At 74.6% G+C, this 9630-nt stretch carries 10 protein-coding genes; 7 read left to right on the forward strand and 3 right to left on the reverse strand.

Going from position 1 to position 9630, the window contains the following annotated elements; genetic code table 11:
- Nucleotides 1-28 precede the first annotated feature (28 nt).
- From IH80_RS0131810 to IH80_RS0131825, 4 genes are all read left to right on the forward strand, one after another.
- Nucleotides 29-1228, forward strand: a complete 1200-nt coding sequence (locus IH80_RS0131810) for a thiolase family protein (RefSeq protein WP_030965088.1) — start codon at nucleotides 29-31, stop codon at nucleotides 1226-1228.
- 171 nt (nucleotides 1229-1399) lie between these two features.
- Nucleotides 1400-2839: an aldehyde dehydrogenase family protein gene (locus tag IH80_RS0131815; RefSeq protein ID WP_030965089.1), complete on the forward strand. Its 1440-nt coding sequence runs from the start codon at nucleotides 1400-1402 to the stop codon at nucleotides 2837-2839.
- A gap of 117 nt (nucleotides 2840-2956) precedes the next feature.
- Nucleotides 2957-3364, forward strand: coding sequence for a thioredoxin family protein (locus IH80_RS0131820; RefSeq protein ID WP_030965090.1), 408 nt, complete (start codon nucleotides 2957-2959; stop codon nucleotides 3362-3364).
- 41 nt (nucleotides 3365-3405) lie between these two features.
- Nucleotides 3406-4839: a dihydrolipoyl dehydrogenase family protein gene (locus IH80_RS0131825; protein WP_030965091.1), complete on the forward strand. Its 1434-nt coding sequence runs from the start codon at nucleotides 3406-3408 to the stop codon at nucleotides 4837-4839.
- A gap of 33 nt (nucleotides 4840-4872) precedes the next feature.
- On the opposite strand, the gene IH80_RS0131830 is transcribed toward IH80_RS0131825, so the two are convergent.
- Entirely contained in the window at nucleotides 4873-5073 is a 201-nt protein-coding gene (locus IH80_RS0131830; protein ID WP_030965092.1) for a DUF5988 family protein, read from the reverse strand.
- A 181-nt stretch (nucleotides 5074-5254) separates the two neighbouring features.
- On the opposite strand from IH80_RS0131830, the gene IH80_RS45040 reads away from it, so the two are divergent.
- The 3 genes from IH80_RS45040 (at nucleotide 5255) to IH80_RS0131845 (ending at nucleotide 8485) form a co-directional block, all read left to right on the forward strand.
- Nucleotides 5255-5794: a hypothetical protein gene (locus IH80_RS45040; protein ID WP_030965093.1), complete on the forward strand. Its 540-nt coding sequence runs from the start codon at nucleotides 5255-5257 to the stop codon at nucleotides 5792-5794.
- Nucleotides 5795-5866: 72 nt separating this feature from the next.
- Nucleotides 5867-7633 carry an immunoglobulin domain-containing protein gene (locus IH80_RS0131840; RefSeq protein WP_037881737.1) on the forward strand — a complete coding sequence of 589 codons (1767 nt, stop codon included), beginning with the start codon at nucleotides 5867-5869 and terminating at the stop codon, nucleotides 7631-7633.
- A gap of 87 nt (nucleotides 7634-7720) precedes the next feature.
- Nucleotides 7721-8485, forward strand: coding sequence for a metallophosphoesterase (locus IH80_RS0131845; protein WP_030965096.1), 765 nt, complete (start codon nucleotides 7721-7723; stop codon nucleotides 8483-8485).
- On the opposite strand, the gene IH80_RS42925 is transcribed toward IH80_RS0131845, so the two are convergent.
- Both IH80_RS42925 and IH80_RS0131855 read right to left on the reverse strand, forming a co-directional pair.
- The gene (locus tag IH80_RS42925; protein ID WP_078906855.1) at nucleotides 8458-8793 is read right to left on the reverse strand and encodes a DUF2087 domain-containing protein; all 336 of its coding nucleotides are present in this window, start codon (nucleotides 8791-8793) and stop codon (nucleotides 8458-8460) included. The genes IH80_RS0131845 and IH80_RS42925 overlap by 28 nt on opposite strands.
- 106 nt (nucleotides 8794-8899) lie before the next feature.
- The gene (locus tag IH80_RS0131855; RefSeq protein WP_030965098.1) at nucleotides 8900-9550 is read right to left on the reverse strand and encodes a hypothetical protein; all 651 of its coding nucleotides are present in this window, start codon (nucleotides 9548-9550) and stop codon (nucleotides 8900-8902) included.
- Nucleotides 9551-9630 lie beyond the last annotated feature (80 nt).

Below are 9630 nucleotides of genomic sequence, written 5' to 3' on the forward strand. Positions count from 1 at the left end.
CCCGTACGGATCCGCCCAGGAGAGACCCATGAGCATCCGCACCGTCCGCGACGTCTACGTCGTCGACGCCGTCCGCACCCCGATCGGCAAGTTCGGCGGCGCCCTCGCCGGGGTCCGGCCGGACGACCTGGCCGCGCACGTGGTGCGCGCGCTGGTGGACCGTACGCCCGACCTCGATCCGGCCCGTATCGACGACGTCGTCTTCGGCGACGCCAACGGCGCGGGCGAGGACAACCGCGACGTGGCCCGCATGGCGGTACTGCTCGCGGGTCTGCCCGTCACCGTCCCCGGGGTCACCGTCAACCGGCTCTGCGGATCCGGCCTGGAGGCCGTGATCCAGGCCGCCCGGGCCATTGCGCTCGGCGACGCCTCGGTGGCCATCGCGGGCGGCGTCGAGTCGATGAGCCGCGCCCCCTGGGTGGTCCAGAAGCCCGAGCGGGCCTTCCCCGCCGGGCACCAGCAGATGTGGTCCACGACGCTGGGCTGGCGGATGACGAACCCGCGGATGCCAGCCGAGTGGACCGCCTCCCTCGGTGAGGGCGCCGAACTGATCGCCGACAAGTACGCCGTCACCCGCGAGGCGCAGGACGCCTTCGCGCTGGAGAGCCACCGCAAGGCCGCTGCCGCCTGGGCCGCCGGTCTGTACGACGGGGAGGTCGTGCCCTACGAGGGCGTGGACCTCGCCCGGGACGAGTGCATCCGCGAGGGCTCCACGCCCGAGGCGCTGGCCAGGCTCAAGCCCGCCTTCCGGACGGACGGCCGGGGCACGGTCACGGCGGGCAACGCCTCCCCGCTCAACGACGGCGCGGCCGCCCTGCTGCTGACCGACGAGGCGGGCCTGGCCGCCACCGGCCGGGAGCCGCTCGCCCGGATCAGTGTCTCCGCCGTCACCGGCATCGAGCCCCAGCTCTTCGGCCTCGGCCCGGTGGAGGCGGTGCAGCGCGCCCTCGGCAAGGCCGGACGCGGCTTCGGCGACCTCTCCGTCCTCGAACTCAACGAGGCTTTCGCGGCGCAGGCGTTGGGCTGTCTGGCGGCCTGGCCCGAGCTGGACCCGGCCGTGGTCAACCCGCGTGGCGGCGCCATCGCGATCGGCCACCCGCTCGGGGCGTCGGGCGCCCGGCTGGCCGGCTCGGTCGCGCACCAGCTGGCCGCGGCGGGCTCCGGTACGGGCATGGCGGCACTGTGCATCGGCGTCGGGCAGGGCATCGCGCTCGTCCTGGAGCGCTGAGCCGGCCCCCACCAGGGCGTCGATCGTTTCCGGTCAGCGTTCGTCGTCAACTGCCCAATAACTGAACAGAAGTGGCGCCTCCGGTCTGGCACGATGGCGCGTGCTGCCGCCCCCGCCGGCATCCCGCCCCCCGTCGGCATCCCGCCCATCCCCACCCGGAGGCCCCGCGCCATGCCGCTCCTCGACCCGACGCTCTGGCAGGACGGACCCACACTCACCGGCGGCGCGGCCCCGGTCGTCGAACCGGCGACCGGCCGCACCCTCGCCACCCTCGACCTGGCCGCGCCCGCCGACGTCGCGGAGGCCGCCCTGCGCGCCCGGGCGGCGCAGCGCGACTGGGCGCGCAGCACCCACCCGGAGCGGGCGGCCGTGCTGCGCCGCGCCGGGGACCTCTTCACCGCCCACGCCGACGAGCTGCGGCAATGGCTGGTGCGCGAGTCCGGGTCGATACCCGGCAAGGCCGACTTCGAGCTGCACGTCGCCGCGCAGGAGTGCTACGAGGCCGCCGCGCTGGCCTCGCGCCCGAGCGGCCAGGTGTTGCCGAGCGAGGCCCCGCGGCTGTCGTTCACCCGCCGGGTACCGGCCGGTGTCGTCGGTGTCGTGGCCCCCTTCAACGCCCCGCTCATCCTGGCGATCCGCTCGGTCGCGCCGGCTCTGGCGCTCGGCAACGCGGTGCTGCTCAAGCCGGACCGGCGTACCGCGGTCTGCGGCGGCCTCGCGATCGCCGCGGTCCTCGCCGCCGCCGGACTGCCGGACGGGCTGCTGCACGTCCTGCCCGGCGGCCCCGCGACGGGCGCCGCGGTCGTCGCCGACCCGCTGGTGCGGGTGGTGTCCTTCACCGGATCCACCGCCGCCGGGCGTACCGTCGGAGAACTGGCCGGTCGCCACCTGAAGCGCGCACACCTGGAGTTGGGCGGCAACTCGGCTCTCGTGGTGCTCCGCGACGCCGACGTCGGGGCCGCCGTCGCCCAGGCCTCCTGGGGCTCCTTCTTCCACCAGGGCCAGATCTGCATGACGGCCGGCCGCCACCTGGTGCACGCCTCGCTCTACGACGAGTACGTCGAGCGGCTCGCCGCCCGCGCGGAGGAACTGGCCGTGGGGGACCCGTACCGCGAGCAGGTCCACCTGGGCCCGCTGATCGACCGCGCCCAGGTGGACCGCGTGCACGGCCTGGTGGAGGCCAGCACCGCGACGGGCGCCAAGCTCGTCGCGGGCGGCACGCACCGGGACCTCTTCTACCGGCCGACCGTGCTGGCGGGCGTCGCCGACGACACCCCCGCCTACGCCGAGGAGGTCTTCGGCCCGGTCGCGCCGGTACGGTCCTTCGCGACGGAGGACGAGGCGGTGGAACTCGCCTCGGCGGGACCGTACGGCCTGTCCCTCGGGATCGTGACCCGCGACATGGGGCGCGGCCTCGACCTGGCCGAGCGCATCCCGACCGGGATCGCCCACGTCAACGACCAGACGGTGGGCGACGAGGCGGTCGCCCCGTTCGGCGGTGTCGGCGCCTCCGGCACCGGCGCCCGTTTCGGCGGGGAGGCCAACCTGGACGCCTTCACGGAACTGCGCTGGACCACGGCCCGCAGCACCCCGGGGGGCCACCCGTTCTGAGGAGGTTCCCCGCCGGTCCGTCCGGCGCCCGCCGCACGCGCCCGACGAAACCGCGGAATGCTGGGGGCAGGTCGTTCGTTCCATCAGCAGACGGAGATACCAGGAGGTCCGGACACCGTGGCTACAGTCGAGCTCACCAAGGAAAACTTCGACCGGACGGTCAGCGAGAACCCGTTCGTGCTGATCGACTTCTGGGCGGGCTGGTGCCGGCCGTGCCTGCAGTTCGCGCCGGTCTACGAGCGTGCCTCGGAGGCCCACCCCGATCTGGTCTTCGCCAAGGTGGACACCGAGGCCCAGCAGGAGCTGGCCGGCGCCTTCCAGATCACCTCGATCCCGACGCTGATGATCGTCCGGGACCAGGTGGCCATCTTCGCCCAGCCCGGCGCCCTGCCCGAGGCGGCCCTGACCGACCTCATCGGACAGGCCCGTGCCCTCGACATGGACGAGGTGCGCGCCAAGATCGCCGCCTCGCAGCAGGGCGCGCAGGACCCCGGCGGCCAGGGCACCGGCACGCCGGGGGCCTGAGTGCGTGACGCGGCCGCCGATCAGCGGTGAGACTGGGCCGCATGACTGAAGCCGTGGAGTACGACGTCGTGGTGCTCGGCGGGGGACCGGCCGGCGAGAACATCGTCGACCGGACCCGCGCCGCCGGGCTGAGCACGGCCCTCGTGGAGAACGAACTGGTCGGCGGGGAGTGCTCGTACTGGGCCTGCGTCCCCAGCAAGGCACTGCTGCGCCCGGTGCTGGCGCGGGCCGACGCCCGCCGGGTGCCGGGTCTGGCGCGCGCCGCCGAGGGCCCCCTGGACACGGCGGCGGTGTACGCGCACCGCGACTACTGGACGGGCGACTGGAAGGACCAGGGCCAGATCGACTGGCTCGACTCCATCGGCGCCGACGTCCACCGCGGCCACGGCCGCCTCGTCGGCGTCCGCACGGTGGCCGTCAGCGGCCCCGACGGCGGGCAGCGCACGCTGTCGGCGCGGCACGCGGTGGTCGTCGCGACCGGGACCCGGGCCGTGGTTCCCGACCTCCCGGGGATCGCGGGAGCCCGCCCGTGGACGAGCCGGGAGGCGACCTCGGCGCGGCAGGCGCCCGGCCGCCTGATCGTGGTGGGCGGCTCCGTGGTGGCGGCCGAGATGGCCACGGCCTGGCAGGGTCTCGGATCGCAGGTGACCGTCCTGGTGCGCGGCTTCCGGCTGCTGCCGCGGATGGAGCCCTTCGCGGGGGAGCTCGTCGCCGACGCCCTGCGCGAGGCCGGGGCGGTCGTCCGTACGGGTGTGGCCGTCGAGTCCGTCGTACGGGACGGCCCGACCGGGCCGGTCGGCGTGGTGCTGGAGGGCGGGGAGGTCGTGGAGGGCGACGAACTGCTGATGGCGACGGGCCGGGCGCCGCGGACCGAGGACATCGGGCTGGACGCCGTCGGACTGACCCCCGGCGGCTGGATCGGGGTCGACGAGACCTGCCGGGTACCGGGCTTCGACTGGCTGTACGCCGTCGGGGACGTCAACCACCGGGCTCTTCTCACCCACCAGGGCAAGTACCAGGCCCGCATCGCGGGCGCCGCCATCGCCGCCCGTGCGGCGGGCACCCTGCTGGACACCGCGCCCTGGGGCGCGCACACGGCCACCGCCGACACCCGTGCCCTGCCGCAGGCCGTCTTCACCGACCCGGAGGCGGCCGCGGTGGGCCTGACCCTGGCCGAGGCCGAACAGACGGGCCGCAGGGTGCGCGCCGTCGACTACGACCTGGGCCGGGTCTCCGGTGCCGGGCTGTACGCCGACGGCTACCGCGGACGGGCCCGGATGATCGTCGACCTGGACCGGGAGGTCCTGCTGGGCGCCACCTTCGTCGGCCCCGGCGCCGCCGAGCTGGTGCACGCGGCCACCATCGCCGTTGCCGGGGAGGTCCCGGTCGCGCGCCTGTGGCACGCCGTACCGGCCTTCCCGACCGTCAGCGAGATCTGGCTGCGCCTGCTGGAGGCCTACCGCGACCAGGGATAGCCCGCGGGTCGTCCCGGCCGGCGGTGGCCGGCCTCATTCGGCGATCTCGGTGCGTTCCCACCACTCGTAGACCGGGAGCCGTCCTTCGGGGCCCTCCTGGGTCCGCGACGTGCTCCGGAAGTGCTCGTATCCGCCGCGGTGCGCAATCTTGAGGTCTTCGCCGGGAGGGGCGGCCTCGACGATCCGTTCCTGCAGATCGTCCGGGCCGCCCTCCAGGGCTGCCTTGTTCGCCATGCCCCCAGTGTTCCCATCAGCGCGCCCGCCCGCATCAGGAGAGTCGCCCGCGTGGGCCCGTTGACCTGTTCCGAAGGGTGGTCACGTGGCGTGAATCAGCCGTACCTGCTTGATCGAAATTAGGTTAGCCTTGCCTTACTTCAGTTTCCGCTGATTCCCGCACCCGAAAGGTGTTCCCGTGATGCGTGCTGCCTCCCTGCCCCGAACCGCCGCCCGCGCGGCCGTCGCCGCCTCCGCCGCCGTCGCGCTCGCCGTCGGCGCGGCCGGTTCCGCCTCGGCCGCCACCTCGACGCGTACGGTCACCGACGGCTCGACCACCTTCCACCTCAGCGTCACGGCACCCTCATCCGCGGCCGCGGCCGGGCAGAACGTCACCGTCAGCGGTAGCGGTTTCAACACCGCCAGGGGCATATACGTAGGACTCTGCGCGGTGAACGGCGCGCAGGGCGCGAGCAAGCCCACGCCCTGCCTGGGCGGTTCGGACCAGGCCGGCACCACCGGCGCCTCGCACTGGATCAACAACATCTTCGGCGGCACCCTCGCCAACACCTCCACGTTCGGTCCGGGCGGCACCTTCAGCGTCACCATCCACGTGAAGGCCGACCTGGGCGGCGGCCAGATCTGCGGCGAGACGGTCGAGTGTGCCGTCGTCACCCGCGCCGACCACTTCAACTCCTCGAACCGCGCGTACGACGTCCACGTCCCGGTGACCTTCAACTGACGCCCCCGCGAGTCCCGTTCGTTCCGCAGCCGGTCTTCGTTCCGCAGCCGGTCCGCCCGTCGACGAGGAACCATGACACACCGACACCCCCTCACCCCCGGCCGCGCCGGAGCCGCCTCCGCGGTGCTCGCGATGGTGCTGGCCTCGGCCGCCGCCGGCGGCCCCGTCCAGGCCGCCGGGGGTGAGGGGGGCGACGTGCCGCAGGGCGCCGTCGTGTACCGGGCGACCGCGCAGTTCGCGACGGCTGGCCGGGTCCGTGACCTCCTCCTGCACCCCGAATCCGAGAAGCTGTACGTCGGTTCGGACGACCTGCCCGAAACCACCGGGTCCGACGAGAGCGGCCTGCACGTCCTCGAACCCGCCGACGGCACGGTACGCAGCACCATCGGCCAGGCCCCGGGCCCCACGGGCACGGTCGGCCGCCGGGCCGTGCGGCAGCTCGTCGCACCCCTGCCCGGGGACGGGGCCGTCTTCGTCTATCCGCTGCGCGGTATCGGCACCGCCAAGGACGGGGACGCCGCGGCGGCCGGGGCCTGGGTGCCGGGCGGGCCCGTCACCGACGCGGCTGCGGGCCCCGGCCCCTCGACGGTGCTGGTGGCGCAGGGCTCCGTCCTGTCGGAGATCGACCTCGCCACCGCGGCCGTCAGGCGTTCCGTCACCCTGGAGGGCGGCAACCGGTTCGCGTACGACCGGGCGCGCGGCACGGTGTGGTTCACCGACCTCGGCAACCGCCGGATGTACCGCGTGGACCTCGCCGCCTTCCAGGTGGTGGCGACCGTCGAACTCCCGGCGGGCGACGGCTTCGGGGGCTTCACCGAGGTCGATCCGGAGACCGGTGCCGTGTGGGTCGGACTGGACACCTCCGTCGTCGTCCACGACGCGGCCGGCAAGAGGACCGGTGTCATCGAGGGCGGCGGCGGGGCGGACATGCCCCGCGCGGCCGGTTTCGACGCCGTGACGCACGAGGCCTTCGTGGTGTGGCAGGACCCCGGGGACACCTCCCAGCCGGGCAGCGACGACAACGGCGCGCTCACCGTCCACCGCACGCGCGGCCTCCAGGAGGCCGCGAAGCCCGTCGTACTCCCGGGCAACCACGCCCAGTTGGGCAGTGCCGCCGTCGCCGTCCAGCCCGGTGGCGCCGCCGTCTTCGTGTCGGACCCGGCCGCCGGCCGGATCACGCGGCTGGAGCGCTCCACGTCACCCCGGATCACCCGGAGCCCCGAGAGCCGGACCGTCGTCGCGGGGGCCGAGGTCTCGCTGACCGCACGGGCCGAGGGGACCCCGGCGCCCACCGTCGTCTGGCAGGTCAGCACGGACGCCGGCCGGACCTGGCGGGCCGTGCCGGGAGCGAGCTCCACCACGTACTCCTTCAAGGCCGCGCCCACCGACGACGGCCACCGCTACCGGGCGGAGTTCACCAACGACGCCGGTGTCGGCCGCACCGACCCGGCCGTGCTCACCGTCACCGCCCCGGGCACCACGACGGGAGGCGGCGGTACGGCGGGCACCTCCCACGGGTCGGGCGGCTCCGGCGGGTCCGACGCCCCCGGCGGCCCGGCCGCTCCGGCAGGCCCGGGCGGATCCGCGGCCACCGTCGGCGGGGACGGTGCGGCAGGCGGCTCGACCGGGGGTGCTGCAGGCGGCCCGATCGGGAGCTCGGCCGGGAGTTCGGCCGCCGGGGCATCCGGCACCACGGTCGGCGGCACGGGCACCACCCCCGCCGGCGGCGCGCTCGCCACCACCGGAACGGCCGTGGCCTCCCTCACGGGCGCCGCTCTCGTGCTCACGGCGGCGGGGTGGGTACTGGTACGCCGCACCCGCCCGAGCCGTGCGGGCTGAGGTCCCGCGACGGGAACGACCGCGCGATCAGGTCTCGTTGAAGGTGTCGACCGCCTCTCCCGACCAGAGACCCAGGAGGCACCGCACGTGATCGTGATCGCCCACCTCAGCGACGTCCACCTCGACGGTGACCGGCGCGCCGCCGACCGCACCCGCGCCGTCATGGAGTACCTCGACGGCCTGCCCCACGACCTGGACGCCGTTCTCGTGAGCGGGGACATCGCCGACCACGGCGAGGACGCGGAGTACAAGGAGGCCGCCGACCTGCTGCGTTCGCGCCACCCCCTGGTGGTCTGTCCCGGCAACCACGACGAGCGCACCGCCTTCCGCCGGGGCCTGCTGGGGGAGGAGACCCCGTCCGCGCTGCCCGTCGACCAGGTGCTGCGCGGCGACGGTTTCGTCCTCGCCGTGTGCGACTCCTCCGTCCCCGGTGCGGACCACGGCCTCCTGGAGGACTCGACGCTGGCCTGGCTGGACGGCGTACTGTCCGACACCCCGCGGGAGACCCCGGTCCTGGTCGCCTTCCACCATCCGCCGGCCGAGCTGCACACCCCGTACGTCGACGAGATCCGCCAGTTCGGGGAGGAGCGGCTCGCCGCCCTCGTCGAGCGGCACCCGCACCTGACGGCGTTCCTGTGCGGGCACGCCCACACCGCGGCCGCCACCACCTTCGCGGGGCGGCCGCTCCTGGTGGCGCCCGGCGTCGTGTCCACGCTCCGGCTGCCGTGGGAGGGACGCACCGGTCCCTCCGAGCACGTGCACCTCGACGAACCGCCGGCCGTCGCCTTCCACGTGCTCGGTGACGACGGCCGGCTGACCACCCACTACAGGGTGGTCGTCGACCGCCGGTAGCTGCCGCCGTCGCGGGTCCGCGTGAGCAGGCCCGAGGTGATCAGGTAGCGCCGCAGTGCCGAGCAGTCCTCGTGCACGGTGCGCAGGGCCTCGTTCACCTCGGGCTCCGTGTACGCGCGGTCCGCCGCGAAGAGGGTCTGCGCCAGGTGGACGAGCAGCTGCTCGCGCCGGGCGGCCTTGCGCGGGATCGCGACGAGGCGGCCGCCGGAGAAGAGGTCGGAGACGTCCCGGCGGACCGGGCGCGGTCCGCACTGCTGGTCGGACTGCTGCGGATCGGACTGCTTCGGGGTTTCGGTGCTCTGCGACATGCCGTCGACCCTCTCGCGGCCGATACGGTCGGGCAACGCAATTTCCCGTCCGGCCCCGGAGTGTTCCGGGGGCGGACGGGACTGCTCTCGTGCGGGCGGGGCCCGGTCAGGGGCCGACGGTGATGTCCTGCGCCGGGTCGGTGACGTCGGAGACCTTGTAGACGGCGTTGAAGACGGACGCGGTCGCGCTCGTCGGGCAGCCGAACCCGCCGGTGACCTTGACCGGTACGGAGGCGTTGGTGAAGGTCAGGCTCGACGGACTGCCGTTCGTCCAGGCGCCGGCGACGCTCGCCGGGCCCGTGGGCGCCGCCGTGACCGTACAGGAGGCGAGTCCGGTCGTCTTGACCACCAGCCCGCCGGCCGGCACGGCCATGGTGGCCGTGATCGGCGCGCCGTCCTGCATGGACACCGCCCACGCACCGCTGGTGGTGACCGTCGGGGTCACCCCCGGCATGCTGGAGGTGCAGGAGCTGTACGTGGGCGGCGAGATCGGCGAGGACACCGGTCCGGCCGGGTTGCTGTTGCCGGGGGCGGCCGGCACCGTTCCGGTGGAGACGGAGACCGTGCAGGTCACCGTGACCGAACCGGCCTTGAGGGTGGCCTTCCCGCTGAGGACGGCCTTGAAGTCGTGGCCGGCCGGGGTGACCGTGGTCGACCCGGCCACGGGCGCGGGAGCGGCGGAGGCGGTGACCGAGGCGAGCGCTATGGCTCCTGCGGCGGCCGTCCCGAGGGCGAGCGCGGTGCGTGTGCGGCTCATGGCTGTGCTCCTTGGGGATCGGAGTGCGGGGTGGGGGGAGTGGTCGCGCTCCGGGGCGGGGCCGGAGCGGTGACCGGGGT

It is taken from the genome of Streptomyces sp. NRRL S-378, from assembly GCF_000720645.1.
Lineage (GTDB): Bacteria > Actinomycetota > Actinomycetes > Streptomycetales > Streptomycetaceae > Streptomyces.